This is a genomic window from Labilibaculum euxinicum (assembly GCF_009795715.1).
Lineage (GTDB): Bacteria > Bacteroidota > Bacteroidia > Bacteroidales > Marinifilaceae > Labilibaculum > Labilibaculum euxinus.
The window spans coordinates 17,976-35,271 of sequence record NZ_WTCR01000011.1; the positions used below are offsets into that span (position 1 = coordinate 17,976).

The 17,296-nt window shown below is 36.1% G+C and carries 12 protein-coding genes and 1 tRNA gene; 4 read left to right on the top strand and 9 right to left on the bottom strand.

Annotation, left to right across the window (positions count from 1 at the left end):
- Positions 1-3: 3 nt before the first annotated feature.
- The 5 genes from argB to GQR60_RS14465 all read right to left on the bottom strand — a co-directional run bounded on the left by argB (position 4) and on the right by GQR60_RS14465 (position 4,732).
- Entirely contained in the window at positions 4-783 is a 780-nt protein-coding gene (gene argB / locus GQR60_RS14445; protein WP_124993609.1) for an acetylglutamate kinase, read from the bottom strand.
- Positions 780-1,913, bottom strand: coding sequence for an aspartate aminotransferase family protein (locus GQR60_RS14450; protein WP_124993610.1), 1,134 nt, complete (start codon positions 1,911-1,913; stop codon positions 780-782). Before GQR60_RS14450 ends, argB begins: the two co-directional genes overlap by 4 nt.
- A 12-nt stretch (positions 1,914-1,925) precedes the next feature.
- Positions 1,926-2,891 (bottom strand): N-acetyl-gamma-glutamyl-phosphate reductase, encoded by a 966-nt coding sequence (argC, locus tag GQR60_RS14455; RefSeq protein WP_124993611.1) that lies wholly within the window; start codon positions 2,889-2,891, stop codon positions 1,926-1,928.
- Positions 2,892-2,893: 2 nt separating this feature from the next.
- Positions 2,894-4,093 carry an argininosuccinate synthase gene (locus GQR60_RS14460; RefSeq protein ID WP_124993612.1) on the bottom strand — a complete coding sequence of 400 codons (1,200 nt, stop codon included), beginning with the start codon at positions 4,091-4,093 and terminating at the stop codon, positions 2,894-2,896.
- A 69-nt stretch (positions 4,094-4,162) separates the two neighbouring features.
- Positions 4,163-4,732 (bottom strand): GNAT family N-acetyltransferase, encoded by a 570-nt coding sequence (locus tag GQR60_RS14465; protein WP_225441428.1) that lies wholly within the window; start codon positions 4,730-4,732, stop codon positions 4,163-4,165.
- A 977-nt stretch (positions 4,733-5,709) separates the two neighbouring features.
- Between GQR60_RS14465 and GQR60_RS14470 the strand changes: the two genes are divergently transcribed.
- The 3 genes from GQR60_RS14470 (at position 5,710) to GQR60_RS14480 (ending at position 12,402) form a co-directional block, all read left to right on the top strand.
- Positions 5,710-5,988, top strand: coding sequence for a hypothetical protein (locus GQR60_RS14470; protein ID WP_124993613.1), 279 nt, complete (start codon positions 5,710-5,712; stop codon positions 5,986-5,988).
- Between the two features lie 391 nt (positions 5,989-6,379).
- Positions 6,380-10,900 (top strand): glutamate synthase large subunit, encoded by a 4,521-nt coding sequence (gene gltB / locus GQR60_RS14475; RefSeq protein WP_124993614.1) that lies wholly within the window; start codon positions 6,380-6,382, stop codon positions 10,898-10,900.
- 80 nt (positions 10,901-10,980) lie between these two features.
- On the top strand, positions 10,981-12,402 hold the full coding sequence (locus tag GQR60_RS14480) for a glutamate synthase subunit beta (RefSeq protein WP_124993615.1): 1,422 nt from the start codon (positions 10,981-10,983) through the stop codon (positions 12,400-12,402).
- Positions 12,403-12,701: 299 nt separating this feature from the next.
- On the opposite strand, the gene GQR60_RS14485 is transcribed toward GQR60_RS14480, so the two are convergent.
- Positions 12,702-14,144, bottom strand: coding sequence for a hypothetical protein (locus GQR60_RS14485; RefSeq protein WP_124993616.1), 1,443 nt, complete (start codon positions 14,142-14,144; stop codon positions 12,702-12,704).
- A 792-nt stretch (positions 14,145-14,936) separates the two neighbouring features.
- Here GQR60_RS14485 and GQR60_RS14490 point away from each other — a divergent pair.
- Positions 14,937-15,440 carry a DUF6155 family protein gene (locus GQR60_RS14490; RefSeq protein ID WP_124993617.1) on the top strand — a complete coding sequence of 168 codons (504 nt, stop codon included), beginning with the start codon at positions 14,937-14,939 and terminating at the stop codon, positions 15,438-15,440.
- Between the two features lie 77 nt (positions 15,441-15,517).
- On the opposite strand, the gene GQR60_RS14495 is transcribed toward GQR60_RS14490, so the two are convergent.
- The 3 genes from GQR60_RS14495 to GQR60_RS14505 all read right to left on the bottom strand — a co-directional run bounded on the left by GQR60_RS14495 (position 15,518) and on the right by GQR60_RS14505 (position 17,179).
- A complete protein-coding gene (locus GQR60_RS14495) occupies positions 15,518-15,802 on the bottom strand; it encodes a hypothetical protein (protein ID WP_124993618.1) in 285 nt (94 codons plus the stop codon).
- 237 nt (positions 15,803-16,039) lie between these two features.
- Positions 16,040-16,996 (bottom strand): NAD(P)H-dependent flavin oxidoreductase, encoded by a 957-nt coding sequence (locus GQR60_RS14500; RefSeq protein WP_124993619.1) that lies wholly within the window; start codon positions 16,994-16,996, stop codon positions 16,040-16,042.
- 101 nt (positions 16,997-17,097) lie between these two features.
- Positions 17,098-17,179, bottom strand: a tRNA-Leu gene (locus GQR60_RS14505).
- Positions 17,180-17,296 lie beyond the last annotated feature (117 nt).

The following is a 17,296-nucleotide window of genomic DNA, read 5'->3' on the forward strand; positions in this document are numbered from 1 at the left end:
AAGCTAAGAATTAATAATTTGTGTTCCTGAGGAATGATTTGTCTCCATCGAAACAAAATTCCCGATTACAACCTCTTCCACTCCTTTTGATAAGGCATAAAATGCATTTTGTGTTTTGGGCAGCATTCCTGTATTAATCTTACCTAATTTCACCATTTCGGAGCATTTTACGTCAGAAAGAACAGGCATTACACTACTGTCATCCTCCGCATTCATTAATACTCCAAGTTTTTCGAAACTATAAATCAATTTCACCTTATAGAAACGACTTAAAGCAACGGCTACTTCTGTTGCTACTGTATCGGCATTGGTGTTGAATAATTGTCCCTTGCCATCATGAGTAATCGGAGCAATAACCAAAACCGAATTGCATTCAATTTGCTTGCATAAAGCCAGGGTATTCACTGCTGTAACATCACCAACAAAACCAAAATCGACCTTTGTATTGCTTCTTTTTTCAGCCCTGATCAAATCCAAATCGGCACCACACATTCCCATTGCATTTACTCCACGAGCCTGCAAAGCAGCAACAATATTCTTATTAATTAGTCCTGCATAAACCATGGTAACCAACTTCAGGTTTTCGGCATCAGTTATGCGTCTTCCATCCACCATTTTGGTTTGAACTCCAAGTTTGCCTGCTAAATCGGATGCTAGTTTTCCACCTCCGTGAACCAATACAATCTTGCCGTTTAAATTTGAAAATGCATCGAGAAAATCATTTAGTTTTTCGGTATCGTCAATTACGTTACCACCAATTTTTACAACAGTTAAATCTATCATGTCAATACAATTTGGGTTAGTTTTTGAAATGCTTGAATGAATTGATCCACCTCTTTTTTGGTAATTGAAAGTGGTGGCAGTAAACGAAGTGTTGTACTACCTGATGATCCTGTGAAAATTCCATATTCCTCAAGAAGTTGTTTCCTGATTTTAGGCATATCCTCAAGATCAATACCAATCATTAATCCTTTCCCCCTTATTGCTTTTATTGCTTTATTATCTTTTAATTCAGAGATTAAATAATCTCCTAATCTGTCTGCATTATCGATTAACTGTTCTTCTTCGATAGCCTCTAAAACAGCCATTCCTGCAGCACATGCCAAATGATTTCCCCCAAAGGTTGTTCCTAACATTCCGCTCCATGCTTTTATTGCAGGTGAGATAATTACTCCGGCAATTGGAAATCCATTTCCCATTCCTTTCGCTGTAGTTATAATATCTGCCTTAACACCTGCATGCTGATGTGCGAAAAATTTCCCTGTTCTTCCATAGCCTGACTGAATCTCATCCAAAATAAGCATTGCTTTGTGAGTTTTACACAAACTTTCGGCAGATTTTAAGAATTCAACCGATGGTTCAACAACTCCATTCACACCTTGTATTCCTTCAATAATCACTGCTGCAACGTCATTTTCCCCAAGAGTTTTTTCCAGTGCGGGGATGTCATTCATCTCTATAAAAACAACATCGTGTTTTACATTAAATTCTGATGATAATGCGGGATTATCTGTTATTGCTAAAACACCACTGCTTCTTCCGTGAAAAGCTCCTTTAATTGCAACAATTTTCGATTTACCTGTGTGAAAAGATGCCACTTTCAAGGCATTTTCGTTGGCTTCGGCTCCTGAGTTACACAAAAATAAATTGTAATCATCATATCCTGAAAGTGTACCCAATTTGCTGGCTAATTTCTCCTGCATATCATTTCTTACTGCATTCGAATAAAAGCCTAAACAATGAAGTTGGTGCTCCATTCTGAAAATATAGTGAGGATGACTGTGACCAATTGAAATCACACCATGTCCACCATAAAAATCTAAATATTTATTTCCTTTATCGTCAGATATGCTTGATCCTTTCCCATTAACCAGGTTTATATCGTAACAATTATATACGTTAAATAATTCCATTTCTTTCTTTTTTTAAAATCCAACCGGTTTTAAGCCCAATCCCAATATTTCCGGCATTCCGAATAATAAATTCATATTCTGAACTGCCTGACCAGAAGCCCCTTTCAATAAATTATCAATCACTGAAATAATCATCAGCTTGCTACCATGTTTTTCAAGATACAATACACATTTATTTGTGTTTACAACTTGCTTTACATCGGGCGATATGTTTGATATTGAAACGAATGGATGATTTTTATAATATGTTTTGTACTTCTCAACAGCTTCTTCAGCAGACCAATCACAATCGGTATAGATTGTGGCCATTATTCCCCGGCTAAAGTTTCCTCTAACGGGAATAAAATTGATTTCTTTATCGAAATTGGGTTGAAGTTGCAAAACCGTTTCTGTTATCTCAGCCAAATGCTGATGAGTAAATGCTTTGTATACGGAAACATTGTTGTTTTTCCAGCTAAAATGTGAAGTTGATGTTGGATTCTGTCCTGCACCAGTTGATCCTGTTATTGCAGTAACATGAACCTCCTCCTTCAATTTACTTTCATTAGCTAAAGGCAATAATCCCAATTCTATACATGTAGCAAAACATCCCGGATTGGCTATTTTATCAGCATTTGCAATTTTGGCTTTATTAATTTCGGGCAATCCGTAAACAAAACCTTTTTCATTTGCTTTTGGTCTGAAATCAGTACTTAAATCGATAATTTTGACAGCCTCAGGTAAATTATTCTCTTCCAAAAACAATTTGGTTTTCCCATGTCCCGAACAGATAAATAAAACATCAATTGCCTTATAATCAGCTTCGGAAAATGACAAATCTGTATCTCCTAACAAATCCCTATGGACATCTGATACCGGATGTCCCATATGACTTGTACTCTGCACGAAACTGATATTTGCCTGTGGATGCCAAATTAAAATCCGCAACAATTCTCCCGCCGTATACCCTGCTCCACCTATAATTCCTACATTCACCATAACTACTGTTTATTTACGGTGTAATAGATCTTCAATGAATTAGCCAGAATATTGGTAAATCCTTTTGCATCATCTGCTGTCCATCCTTTACTGCTTTCGCCGTACTGACCAAATAAATCAGTCATTAAGTCGTTAGGTGAAGTAATACCTTCTACAAAGAAATATTTTGGATTCAAATTTAAAATGGCTGTTCCTGTTACCTTTTTTTGAGTGTCAAGAAGGAAAGTCTCCATGTTTCTCATTACCGGCTCTAAGTACTGAGCTTCGTGCAACAACATTCCATAAAAATTGGCAATTTGCTCTTTCCAATGCATTTGCCATTTGGTAAGCGTGTGTTTTTCAAGAGTTTGATGAGCCTTAATAATCATTAAAGGCGCAGCAGCTTCAAATGCAACCCTTCCTTTTGTTCCAATAATTGTGTCACCAATGTGCATGTCTCTTCCAATGCCAAATTGAGAACCAATTGCTTCAATTTTTTTAATTGCATCCAAAGGATGTTGTACTTTTTCTCCATTCACACTAACCAATTCTCCCTTTTCGAATCCTATGGTCAGTTTCTCCGATTCGGTTTTAACAACCTGTTTTGGATAGGCATCTTCAGGAAGAGGTTGATCTGAAGTAAGTGTTTCTTTTCCACCGATACTTGTACCCCAGATTCCTGCATTAATGGAATATTTCATTTTTTCGAAATTGGCTGAAATGCCATTTTCTTTCAGGTAATTGATTTCTGTTTCCCTGCTCAACTGCATATCTCTGGTTGGAGTAATAATTTCGGCATTGGGAGCCATTATTTTAAAAATAAGATCAAATCTTATCTGATCGTTACCAGCTCCGGTACTTCCGTGAGCGATATAATCAGCATCAATGGAATGGGCATATTGAGCAATTGCCATGGCTTGAAATGCTCTTTCTGAGCTTACAGACAATGGATATGTATTGTTTTTTAAAACATTTCCCATTATCATGTATTTAATGCATTTATCGTAGTATTCTTCGGTAATATCAAGTGAGGCATGCTGAACAACTCCCAGTTGTTTTGTCCTGTTCTCTATTTCAGCTAATTCTTCATTGCTGAAACCACCTGTATTCCCCAATACTGTGTACACATCCATGTTTAACTCCTTAGACAAATAAAGTGCACAGTATGTTGTATCTAAACCTCCGCTATATGCTAATACTACTTTTTTCTTAGTTGATGTCATTATATTGTTATTTGTAGATTTTCAAAATCTTGTTGATAAATTGATTAAATTGCTTTCCTTTCAGAATAATTACTTTTTATCCTTTTTATTGGGATCATACAGCATACCTGTACACAAACACATTTTCCGATTGGTTCGCTGCAATATGTCATAATTCACACAACCACTGCATCCTTTCCAAAATGTATCATCTGTAGTCAGCTCCGAAAAGGTAACTGGTCTGTATCCTAATTCTGAATTGATTTTCATTACAGGAAGACTGGTGGTGAGTCCAAATATTTTGGCCTCAGGATAACGTTTTCTGGATAACTCGAATGCTTTAGCTTTAATCATTTTAGCTAAACCTACAGCTCTGTAATCAGGATCAACAATTAGTCCCGAATTAGCTACATACTTGCCGTGTTCCCAAGTTTCTATATAACAGAAACCAATCACTTTATCCTGATCAAAGGCAATAATTGCCTTTCCTTCCTGAATTTTTTGTACGATGTACAAAGCTTCTCTTTTAGCAATTCCGGTACCGCGGATTTTCGCAGCACTCTCAATCATATCACAAATTTCCTGGGCATATTCGTAATGCCTTAAACCTGCTATAATGACACTTAATTTTTGCTCAATTTCCATTGAAGTATCTATCATTTTATTCTAAATAATCTAAATTTCCCAAAAAAGTGCTACTGCTGTTAAGCACAACCACCTGTTATTTAATTCTACAAAAAAATCCGCTCTTGCGGTCTGGTTGTTTTGTTCCCGAAAACAGCGTCTTCGAAAGTCTAAGGAGTTGAAAAAATTCATTTTTTTTAGTTTTTAGTTTATACAAAAAAAGCTTACCGTCCGAAAACAGTAAGCTTGTTAATTATGATATTTCAATAACAGAAATAGCAAGCTCATCCGTTCCCCCTGGGTAACAGTTACTACGCAAATGGCGTCGGCTTTGTGTATAGATAATTTGCTTCATTTCTATTTGTGATTATATAGTTTCAAAAAAAAGGCTTACCGATAAAAACGGTAAGCCTTTTAAATATTGCTGCTAATCATTGATTACAAGACAATACGACACCAACCGCTTTTCCTAAAGGAGCGCTCTGTCTTCGTCGTTGTATGTTGTAAAATAAAATCATTTGATGTTTTTTTCTGTTGTTTCAAATTCAAAAAAAATGCTTCCCGATATGGAAAGCTTGGAAAATTAAATATGCCAGAGCTTACACCTTATCGTTTGGATAAAGATCTAATAAAGCGTCGTCGAATAATTTGTAAATTTTCCATACCTGTTCTTATTTGTTGTCTACAAAGATAAATGCAAAAAACAGTAATATCCTAATAAAACCATCTTTTTTTTAGTTCATCCTTATTTAAAACCTTTGCGTATAAATTTCATTGTGTTTTTAATGAAATACCATCAATAATCAGCACTCATCTTTCTGAAATTTCATGTTTTTTAGTAAAGATGACGGATGGAATTCAATCAAACAATTTAGATGAAATCATATCTTTTAGTCTAAATAATAGTGTATTATAGTTTTTTAACAGTTCTAAATTCATTTTTTTAGCAACCATTTATAAATTGCGCCGTAGAATTGCTTTAGTATCTAAATTTAAAAAGATTTGAAATTATCATGGAGTTAAAAAAAATTGTTGGATTTGTGTTGTTGGGCTTAGCTGTTGTTACTTTCTTCCTTTATCTCTCCTTACCTTTTATTCTATCGGGTTCTAATAAAATCATTCTGTTAACGGCATCCGTTTACCTTTTGAATAAAGTTTTCTTTTATTCTTCAATTTATATTTTAGGAAAACAATTCATTTCCAAGTTTGGAAAATATTTACCCAAATGGATTGAAAGACGATTGTTAAAATTATTAAAAGTTCAACCTGTTGTTGAAACAAACAATAAGTAATCTTCTTTTTAGCATTAAACATAAATTTCAAAAGACAATTCCTTCGCTTTCTTTTCAGACAAATGTCTCTTATTTTTATAAATGCCTGAATATCATGCAAACCTTTGCAATGATAATTATCATGTTTTTTTTACTTTTCAAACGTTTCCGCCCATATACTTAACAATAATAATTGCATATATAGATTTAATTGTGTTATATTTGCTCAACGGATTAGACAAGCAAAAAATTGATCACCTCCATCTTTGGGTGTTTCTTGAATTAAGGCAACGACTCTCGGATTTATAAAAGTCGTTACTAAATGATATGGAATGGGGATTTCTATTCATTTCTTAAGGTCCTTAAGTTTAAAAGATAAAATCATTTCCTGGCTTCGCACTAAAAATTGCCTATGCGAAACCTTAGACCAAAACAGCAGGGTCTTTACGACCCTCAGAACGAACATGACAATTGTGGGATTGGCTTTGTAGCCAACATTAAAGGAAAAAAATCTTTCGAGATTATTACCCGTGGACTGGAGGTGCTTTGCAATATGGAACACCGCGGCGCGCGTGGTGCTGATAATGTAAGTGGTGATGGTGCCGGTATTTTAATGCAATTGCCTCACAGTTTCTACAAAAAAATTGGAATCAAGCTTCCTTTAGCAGGAAGATATGGTACCGGTTTAATTTTCTTACCAAAAGACGAAACCGAAGAAAAGTTCTGTCTTGAAGTTCTTATTCAGATTCTGGAAGAAGAAGGATTGGAATTTCTTCAATTACGTGATGTCCCAACGGACACCAATGCAATTGGTGAAATTGCAAGACAATCAGAACCAGTGATCAAACAAATCTTTGTTGGTGGAAATTACGAACAGGATGAATTGGAACGACGACTCTATTTAGCTAGAAAACAATCTGAAAGTTATATTCGCGCAACTAAAATGAAGGAAAAGGAGATGTTTTACATTCCTAGTCTTTCGTCTAAAGTTTTGGTATATAAGGGAATGTTTGCAAGCGACCAACTGGGGAAATATTATAGTGATCTTCAGGATTCCCGTATGGAAAGCGCTATTGCAATGGTTCACTCACGTTTTAGTACCAACACATTCCCTTCCTGGGATTTAGCTCAGCCATTTCGTATTGTAGCTCACAATGGTGAAATCAATACAATAAAAGGAAACCGTTTGTGGATGCAAGCCCGTGAATCTCTTTTAAAATCGGAGATGTTTGGTGATGACATCAAAAAACTATTCCCGGTTGTTGAACCAAACAAGAGTGATTCTGCCTCTTTCGATAATGTGCTTGAATTTTTATTCTTAACTGGAAGAAGTCTGCCGCATGCCTTGAGTATGATGGTGCCGGAATCGTGGAATGAAAAAAATCCTATCCCTGATAGTTTAAAAGCATTTTACGAATATCATTCCACTTTTATGGAGCCTTGGGATGGACCAGCTTCGTTGGTGTTTTCTGATGGCCGTTATATTGGCGGCACATTGGATAGAAATGGATTGCGCCCTTCCCGTTATGTGATTACTCAGGATGACATGATTGTAATGGGTTCTGAAGTGGGTATTCAACAATTTAAAGCCGAAGAAATCAAAGAAAAGGGTCGTCTAAGACCTGGTAAGCTATTGCTTGTTGATACTCAGTTAGGAATCATCATTCCTGACCAGGAGGTAAAATCACAACTGACTTATCGTAATCCTTATCAAAACTGGCTAAAAGAGAATCGTTTGGATTTAAAGGCTATTCCTGTTGAAAAAAGGGTTCCTTCAGATATTGGAGATCATTTTAACATTTGCCAGAAGACCTTTAACTATTGCAAAGAAGATTTTGAAAGAGTTCTTCTTCCAATGGCAACGGGTGCACAAGAGCCTGTGGGATCGATGGGTAACGATGCTCCGATACCGGTATTGTCGCCAAAACCTCAATTGTTTTTCAATTACTTCCGTCAATTATTTGCTCAGGTAACCAATCCTCCAATTGATTCAATTCGGGAGAATCTGGTGATGGATCTGACCAATTATATAGGATCAGTTCAGAAAAATTTATTGGATGAAACAGCTCAGCATTGTAAGTTAATTCGATTCAAAAGTCCGTTAATTACTAATACTGATCTTGGCAAGATAAAGAAACTTAAGCATGAAGAATTCAGACATCAATCCATTGATATACTGTTTAAAGCATCTCAAAATGGTGCTGGCTTGGAAAGTGCTCTGGATTCTATTTGTCTGTTAGCCGAAAAGGCTGTTGATGAACAGAAAAATTACATTATTCTTACGGATCGGAATATGTCCGAATCAATGGCTCCAATTCCTGTTCTTTTAGCTGTAGCAGCGGTTCATCATCATCTTATAAAGAAGAGAAAGAGGATGCAGATTGGTCTCGTTGTGGAAACGGGTGAGGCTCGTGAAGTAAATCATATTGCCTTACTGATTGCATACGGGGCTAGTGTTATTAATCCATACATGAGTTATGCGGTTATTGACAAATTGGTGAAAGATGGAAGAACCAATCTTGAGTATAAAACGGCTCGTAAAAACTATATAAAAGCCGTTGATAAGGGATTGCTAAAAGTGATGTCTAAAATGGGAATATCAACCATTGGCAGTTATCTTGGTGCCCAAATTTACGAGGCTTTAGGTGTGAGTAAAGATGTTATTGACAAATACTTCACAGGTACAATTTCCAGGATTGAGGGAATTGGATTAAAAGAGATTTCAGAAGAAATTCTTTGTCATCACAAGAAAGCTTATTCAGAAGAGGATCCTTTCAATAATCAGGATTTGCTCACCAATAATGGAAATATTCACTACAGAAAAAATGGTGAGCCTCATAGCTGGAACCCTGAAACAATAGGATTGCTGCAATGGGCAACCAGAACAAATGATTTCAAAAAATTTAAGGAATACAGCACAATTGTAAATAAAGAAACTGCTTCTCCCAATTTTTTAAGAGGCTTCTTTGATTATAAAAAGAATCCTATTGATATCAGTGAAGTAGAACCGGTTGAAAACATCATGAAAAGATTTTGTACTGGTGCCATGTCTTATGGTTCCATTTCAAAAGAGGCTCATGAAGCTCTGGCTATTGCAATGAATAAAATTGGCGGCAGAAGTAATACCGGTGAAGGAGGAGAAAGTTCAAAACGCTTCTATTCAAGTGCAAGAAGTTCAATTAAGCAAATTGCTTCAGGTCGATTTGGTGTAAATGCTGAATATCTTGTAAATGCTGATGAATTACAAATTAAGGTAGCTCAAGGTGCAAAACCGGGAGAAGGAGGTCAATTACCTGGATTTAAAGTTGATAATATCATAGCTAAGCTTAGGAATTCAACTCCGGGGATTACACTGATCTCTCCGCCTCCACATCATGATATTTATTCAATTGAAGATTTAGCACAATTAATTTTCGATCTGAAAAATATAAATCCAACAGCTTGTGTAAGTGTAAAGCTGGTTTCAGAAAATGGTGTTGGAACTGTTGCTGCGGGTGTTGCCAAAGCAAACGCTGATCTTATTGTGATTGCAGGCTGCGAAGGTGGAACAGGCGCAAGTCCGTTGAGTTCAATTAAACATACAGGATTACCTGTTGAACTTGGATTAGCTGAGGCGCAACAAACACTTGTAATGAACGATTTGCGTGGTCGTATCAAATTACAAACCGATGGACAATTAAAAACCGGAAGAGATATTATTTCAATGGCCCTGCTTGGAGCTGAGGAGTTTGGATTTGCTACAAGCGCCTTGGTGGTGTTGGGTTGCGTAATGATGCGTAAATGTCACCTAAACACATGTCCTGTTGGAATCGCAACTCAAAACAAGGAGCTTAGAGAAAAATTCCTTGGTCGTTCAGAATGGCTGATTAACTATTTTACTTTCTTAGGAGAAGAGTGCCGTGAATTGATGGCGGAACTTGGAATTCGAAAATTTGATGATTTGGTTGGTCGATCTGATTTACTGGAAAAACGCAAAAACATCGAAAATTGGAAAGCAAAAACAGTTAGTATAGACAACTTAATTCATCTTCCAAACACTGATGGACACACCATATGTGGTGCAAACGCTAAAATAAAATCCATTGGTGAGGTTCTTGATCATGAGCTGATTAAACAATCTGCGAAAGCGTTGCATGATGGAGAAAAAGTTTGGATTGATCAGAAAATCAACAATACTGACAGAACCACAGGAGCTATGCTTTCTGGTAAAGTTGCTTTACTAAAACCAAAAAGAGTTTTAGACGAGGATACAATTCATTGCATATTTAGAGGATCTGCAGGACAAAGTTTTGGAGCTTTTCTTGAACAAGGAATTACTTTCCGTTTGATTGGGGACTCTAATGACTATTTTGGAAAGGGCTTATCGGGAGGAAAGCTGGTTGTTTATCCTTCGGAGAAAAGCAAATTTAAACCTGAAGAACAAATTATTATTGGAAATACCGCGCTTTATGGTGCAACCAGCGGATCGGCATATATAAGAGGAATGGCGGGAGAACGTTTTTGTGTTCGTAATTCCGGTGGAATCGCTGTTATTGAAGGTGTTGGTGATCATGGTTGCGAATACATGACTGGAGGTAGAGTTGTAATTCTAGGTAAAACAGGTAGAAACTTTGCGGCTGGTATGAGTGGTGGAATTGCTTACGTTCTTAATATGGAAGGACGATTGGATTATTTTTGCAACAAAAGTCTTGTTTCCCTTGAACCGGTTGAAAATATGCAGGATATTCATGAGCTTCAGGGAATGATCCACGAACATTTGTTATTAACACAGAGTAGTGTGGCTTCTAAAGTACTTACTCATTGGGAAGAATATCTACCACATTTTGTGAAAGTTATTCCTTATGAGTATAAAAAAGTTCTTGAGGAGAAAAAACTGAAGAAGATTCACCGAAAGTTAAAAGCGGCTCAATCACAAACAGAAGTTCACGAGTAATTAAATTTTAAGGAAGGGTGAAAACAGGATTCGATCCTTTCCTTTAATTACTGCACTATTCATTAACAAACAGAACGATTATGGGAAATCCGAAAGGTTTTTTAGAAATAAAAAGAAAAGAAGCCGGCTACCGTCCGGTAAGAGATAGAATTGGGGATTTTGGAGAAGTTGAACAGACATTGAATCTTGATGACAGAATAGATCAAGCAGCCAGATGTATGGATTGCGGTGTACCTTTCTGTCACTGGGCCTGTCCTACAGCCAGCAAAATTCCCGAATGGCAGGATGCTGTTTACAGAGAAAATTGGGAGGAGGCAAGCCAAATTTTACATTCAACGAACAGCTTTCCCGAATTTACAGGAAGAATTTGTCCGGCTCCATGCGAGAAATCCTGTGTGCTGGCGTTGCAGAAATCGCCTGTAACCATACGCGAAAATGAGGCTGCTGTTATCGAAAAAGCTTTTGAGTACGGCTATATCAAGGCTCGGCCCCCTAAAAAGCGTACTGGTAAAAAGATCGCTGTAATTGGTTCAGGACCAGCAGGATTATCTGTTGCAGATCTGCTAAACAGAGCTGGTCATAATGTGACTGTATTTGAAAAAGATGATGCGATTGGCGGATTACTTCGTTACGGAATACCTGATTTTAAATTGGATAAAGGCGTTATTGATCGACGTTTGGAACTTTTTGTTGAGGAAGGTATCGAATTTAAAACCAATCAGGATGTAGGTGGAAATGTTTCATTTACTGAATTGGAAGCGGAATATGATGCCATTTGCCTCGCAATTGGTGCAATGAAACCACGCGATTTGCCAATTAAAGGCCGTGAACTGGAAGGTGTACATTTTGCTATGGATTTTCTCAAGCAACAAAATAAACTGATACGTGGCGACGAATTCACCAAGCAGGAAAGAATATCTGCTAAAGGTAAAAACGTTGTTGTTATTGGAGGTGGCGATACTGGTTCCGATTGTGTTGGGACTTCAATTCGTCAAAAGGCAAAATCTGTTTTGCAGATAGAATTGCTGCCAAAACCACCTGAAGAAAGAAAAGAGACCAATCCTTGGCCTTACTGGCCGGAAACTTTAAGAACTTCCAGTTCTCACCTTGAGGGGTGTGAGAGAAGATGGTCTCTTAGTTCTAAAGAGATTTTAGGTGAAGATGGCAGCGTGAAAAAACTTACTATCACACAAATTGAATGGACTAAGGATGAAAAGGGACAATTCAAAATGAATGAGGTTCCAGGAACTGAAGAAACCATTGATGCTGATTTAATATTATTAGCTATGGGATTTGTTCATCCCGTGCATGAAGGATTAGTTAATGAATTAGGACTTGAATTGGATGGCAGAGGAAATATTAAAACTGATGCGAAAGGTCAAACTTCAAATTCGAAAATCTTCTGCTCAGGTGATGCAACATCCGGTGCAAGCCTGGTTGTTCGTGCATTGGATCATGGACGCAAAACAGCTCACGCAATTCACAAATACTTAGGAGCTTAAAAAATGCAATAAGTTACACTAAACATAGGCAGTTAAGTGGTTAGAACCGATAGTTTAATCTCGACAAAGATAGCTGTCGGTTCTTTGTATATAAACAAATAAGGAATGCTCAAAATGAACATTCCTTATCATGCTCTTAATAAAATCTAATTCACTTCCGCAATTTACAACCACACAAATTACGAATACTTTCCAGATTTTATCATTATTAAAGTTGACTCAACCTTTAAAACAAAATCAACTTAAAATTTTTAGAAGTAGCTGTCTTTAGAAATATAAAGACAGCTAAAATATTTTAATTATGGATTTAAACTGGAATTAGTTTGATCTACTGTTGCACTATTTCCATTACCATACTGCATTACTACACTTGAATGTCCAAAACCTGACTGATATACATCAGCAGCATTGCCGGATCCATCCTGTGAAATTCCAGAATAATTGTAATCTCCAACCTGAGTAACTATTGCAAAATTATTGTCCCCGTTGTATTGAAGAACAACAGATTCGTTTAATTCACCATCCTGAAAAATATCAGCAACAGAATTTGTTACATTTTCTTGTAGGATACCTGAATAGTTACCATAACCAGATTGCTCTATAATTGCAAGGTTCTCACCACCACCAAACTGATAAGTTTCGGTATAATTCATTGCTCCATCCTGCAATACAGAAATAGTATTGTTCTCACCACCAACCTGTTTTGTATAGGAAAAGTTATCATCACCAATCTGGTAAACTTCTGCCAAATTTCCTTCGCCGCGAATTTGTTTCATTATTACAGTATTTCCATCACCTGCCTGCTCTGCGTACGCTTCGTTATCAATACCTTTTCTTTGAATAGCAGTGGCTTTATTGAAATCACCATTTTGAACCAAACCGGCCCAATTAGATTCTCCCTTAATTTGCTTAATAGAAGCATCATTAGCATAACCAATCTGTGCGATACCTGCATAGTTATCCTCTCCTTTTACTTGTGTAATTTTACCGAAGTTCCAGTCTCCCAACTGACCAACATAAGCACGATTCATAACACCGCCATACTGATTTACTACTGCAGTATTACTATTCTCATATTGTTCAACTTCGATAGAATTGCCTTCGCCACCCATTTGAGTTGTAAATGCCCAATTATCTTCACCTTCTTGTGTAACGTAAGAAGAATTACCAATTCCATTGGCCTGATATACATCGGCTAAATTGAACGATCCTGTTTGAATAACACCTGCCCAATTGCTATCATTACCATATTGACGTATTCTTGCTTGATTTGCAAAACCATCTTGAATAATGCCGGCAAAATCACGATAACCATCAGCCTGATCAACTTTAGCCCAATTAGAATCTCCAAATTGATTTATTAAAGCTTCTGACCAGAAATTGTTCACTTGCTCAACATACGAAATATTAAAATTACCATCTTGAAGTACATTTGCAATATCCCAATCACTACTTTGATATACAGAAGAGAAATTCAAGAATCCGTATTGCTCAACGTAAGCTTCTACCCAAACACTATTAATCTGATTAATAAAAGAAGAATTTAAATCGCCTAACTGAGTAGCTGAAGCAACATTTAATTCTCCGGATTGATTTATTTGACTGTAATTCCAAACACCTACCTGATCAACTGTTGCTTCTTGATCTGTTCCAAGTTGTTGAATTTCGGAAACATTTTGTTGAGCAAAAGATGCTGCTGCAGTAACAACTACAGCGACCATAATTAACATTACTTTTTTCATTGTTGAATTTTTTAAGGTTTAAATGAATATTTCGATGAAGTTAACGATTGAATAAATATGGTTGTGGTTTGAAAATATCCAGAACTTCATCAGGTTTATATAGTTTACTTTTAATCAATTAACACAAAAAATAAATAATTCGTTCTTGCTTCCAATTACACACATTCCAATTAATAGATGGTATTTTTGCACCTAATAAGTTTTTTACTGACATAGTGGAAATACGATGAACAGCAGTTGCAAAAGAAAAAAATGAAGAACACGCTGTTTTGTCTCTTTGAATTAGAGATGGCATTATATGATATAGATGAATACCACAATTGACAAGGAATAATATCAAAAAATTATGTACGTGATTCACAGTCAAATTTTAAGGTTCATTTAAAATTGTTAAATAGAAACGAGAGCTTCTTACTGGTATTGGGACAAATCAAAATTTTAAAACAATAAAATCATAATTATATACCTATCTCCTCCATCTAATCAACAAAATAAATTTACTGAAGTCATATTACATGATCTAAAGCTTTTACACAAAACACATTAAAATAACCACGAAAATACCTAAATTGAAGATTAAAATATAAATGACACTATAGTTAGCTTGCTGTTGTTAATTTTAATTAAACAAATAATTACAATTTTAAATATTCATCATAAGCCGAAAATAAAATTCACTAAAACAATTAGTCTGTTTTGGAAAGCAATAAAACTTCTGTACCACTTATAAAAAGGATAATTTTATTAGTAAATTTGCATCTAAGCAATAACATTTAATTTTTAGTAAAATACATGAGCAAAAAAGACTTAAAAGAATACCTGCAGCAACTGAACAAAAAGCAGCTTCAGGAACAAATTACCGATCTTTATACCAGATTTAAAGATGTTAAGGAGTTTTACGATTTCGCATTTAATCCTCAGGAGAATAAATTGCTGGAAGAATGTAAATTCAAAATTTCGAAAGAATACTTTCCTGTATCGGGCCGTAAAGCGAAAATGAGACGTTCTGTAGCTCAAAAATTTATTCGCCATTTTAAAAAGCTTGGTGTGGAACCAAACTTGATTGCAGATGTAATGCTTTATCAGATTGAAATAGCAATTACATACACTTCTGAAAAATACATTAAACAGGAAGCCTTTTATAAGAGCATGCTTAAATCGTTTGCCGAAGCGGTTACATACATCAATGAAAATGCGATAAGAAATGATTTTAACGATCGGCTAATTCGAATTGCAGATGATGTGGCAGAGCAAAATTGGATTGGTTGGCGGGGATTCGAAAAACTTATAAAATGATCTGTTTTGATCATGAAGAAATAACTTGCCTACTCTATTAAGGATTTTCGGCAACCTCCTTTCGTTAGAATTTCTGATTAGACGTTCATGCCAATTATGGCTGCTAAGCTTGCAGCAACTACAAGTAACACCACAATGCCAATTAAGCTAATAACTAAACCTGCAATGGCCAGTCCTTTACCAACTCCAACTTTATTAGCTTTACTTAATCCAAGAGCACTAAAAATAAGCCCTAACAGCCAAGTAACCCATCCAACAAAAGGAATCCAACCAAAAAATACGGTAATAAGGGCCAAAACGAAACCCGCAGTTGCCATTCCGTTGCTTTTCTTCTCGACTATTTGAATAACTTGTTCACTCATTGTTATTTTGTTTTTTTACTACCTACTTCTATTTTAAGGTTAATTCGGCTTATTCCACCTTTAGTTTTATTATTGAAGCAATAAAAAATGCACTCATGTAATTATTACATAATAAAAGTAGTATTTCATATTGATTAATTAAAATAATTAGGTAATAATAATTATTATTACTGATATTTTTTGAATAAAGCGGAATACTGTGCACTAGATAATTCTTTACCTGCAACCATGAAAAGGTTAATTATCAGCTTGGATTAAGCCAGATAAAACATCTTTGACAGAGCGAATGCTTTTAACACTTTCAATGCTTGGACCTGCGCACCACACATTCTGATAACTTGCTTTAAATGCAGATTTTTTTACTTTACTCATTCCTTGCCAGGCTAAAATCAGCTTTGCATATTTTTTAAGAATGGAACTATTATTAATTAACCACTCCCAAAAGTTTGCCTTAGTTCCAATTCTCTTTACATATGCTGTGTTGATTACTGTGAGTGCTGAGCCGGTTAATTTTGTTGATTTTATGATATCTTTTGAGCCGTATTGAATCATTGCCTGCTTGTACTCCTTTGAAACATCGGATTCGTAAGTGGCAATAAAAATAGTACCAACAGAAACACCGGATGCTCCCCACTCCATCATTTGCTTCACATCCAAATTATTACGAATTCCGCCCGCAGATACAATTGGTAAGTTTGTAAACTGAAGTAATTTAGAAATTAATTCCTTTGCCGGTAAATGGCCGCAGTGTCCGCCAGCCTGCGAGTTGACAGCAATAATTGCATCCGCACCCAATTGCTCCACTTTTTGAGCATATTCCACATCCGTAACATCACAAAAAACTTTGATTCCCAGAGGTTGACACGATGCAATAACATCTTTAGGATTCCCCAGGGAGGTAATTATAAAATCCACTTTAAGATCAAGCAAAGTCTTTAATTGAGACTTATATTTAAGATTGGATTTATTCACAATTAGATTAAAACCAAATGGTTTTGATATCGCCCTCCTGATTTCCAATATGGCCTCGTGCAATTCCTTTTCTGATCGGTAATTAAGAGCAGGAATGGCTGCAGTACAGCCACAGCTCAGAGCCTCAATAACCATTTTGGTGTTGGATATTAAAAACATAGGAGCCAGCAGTATTGAATGTTCAATTCCCAGAAGTTGACTTAAAGTGCATCGTTGCTTCATAATAAAATAATTGGTTTGAAGAAGATACAAAGAAAATCCAGAATTGAACATTTAGATTTGGAGCAAAAAAAAAGACCGACACTTTCGTATCGATCTTTTTGTGCGGATGAAGGGACTCGAACCCCCACGCCTCTCGGCACTAGATCCTAAGTCTAGCGCGGCTACCAATTACGCCACATCCGCGTTTCATTTGATTGCGATGCAAAGATGGGGATTTTTTCTTATCCTCCAAATCTTTTTGCAATAAAAAAATCACTACACCTCTTTATTAATAGGCATTACAGGACTAAACGTTCTGAA

Excerpts from the sequence above, each read along its gene's own strand:
- argB (WP_124993609.1), bottom strand. The coding sequence starts at position 783 with ATGATAGATTTAACTGTTGTAAAAATTGGTGGTAACGTAATTGACGAT.
- GQR60_RS14450 (WP_124993610.1), bottom strand. The coding sequence starts at position 1,913 with ATGGAATTATTTAACGTATATAATTGTTACGATATAAACCTGGTTAAT.
- argC (WP_124993611.1), bottom strand. The coding sequence starts at position 2,891 with ATGGTGAATGTAGGAATTATAGGTGGAGCAGGGTATACGGCGGGAGAA.
- GQR60_RS14460 (WP_124993612.1), bottom strand. The coding sequence starts at position 4,093 with ATGACATCAACTAAGAAAAAAGTAGTATTAGCATATAGCGGAGGTTTA.
- GQR60_RS14465 (WP_225441428.1), bottom strand. The coding sequence starts at position 4,732 with ATGATAGATACTTCAATGGAAATTGAGCAAAAATTAAGTGTCATTATA.
- GQR60_RS14470 (WP_124993613.1), top strand. The coding sequence starts at position 5,710 with ATGGAGTTAAAAAAAATTGTTGGATTTGTGTTGTTGGGCTTAGCTGTT.
- gltB (WP_124993614.1), top strand. The coding sequence starts at position 6,380 with ATGCGAAACCTTAGACCAAAACAGCAGGGTCTTTACGACCCTCAGAAC.
- GQR60_RS14480 (WP_124993615.1), top strand. The coding sequence starts at position 10,981 with ATGGGAAATCCGAAAGGTTTTTTAGAAATAAAAAGAAAAGAAGCCGGC.
- GQR60_RS14485 (WP_124993616.1), bottom strand. The coding sequence starts at position 14,144 with ATGAAAAAAGTAATGTTAATTATGGTCGCTGTAGTTGTTACTGCAGCA.
- GQR60_RS14490 (WP_124993617.1), top strand. The coding sequence starts at position 14,937 with ATGAGCAAAAAAGACTTAAAAGAATACCTGCAGCAACTGAACAAAAAG.
- GQR60_RS14495 (WP_124993618.1), bottom strand. The coding sequence starts at position 15,802 with ATGAGTGAACAAGTTATTCAAATAGTCGAGAAGAAAAGCAACGGAATG.
- GQR60_RS14500 (WP_124993619.1), bottom strand. The coding sequence starts at position 16,996 with ATGAAGCAACGATGCACTTTAAGTCAACTTCTGGGAATTGAACATTCA.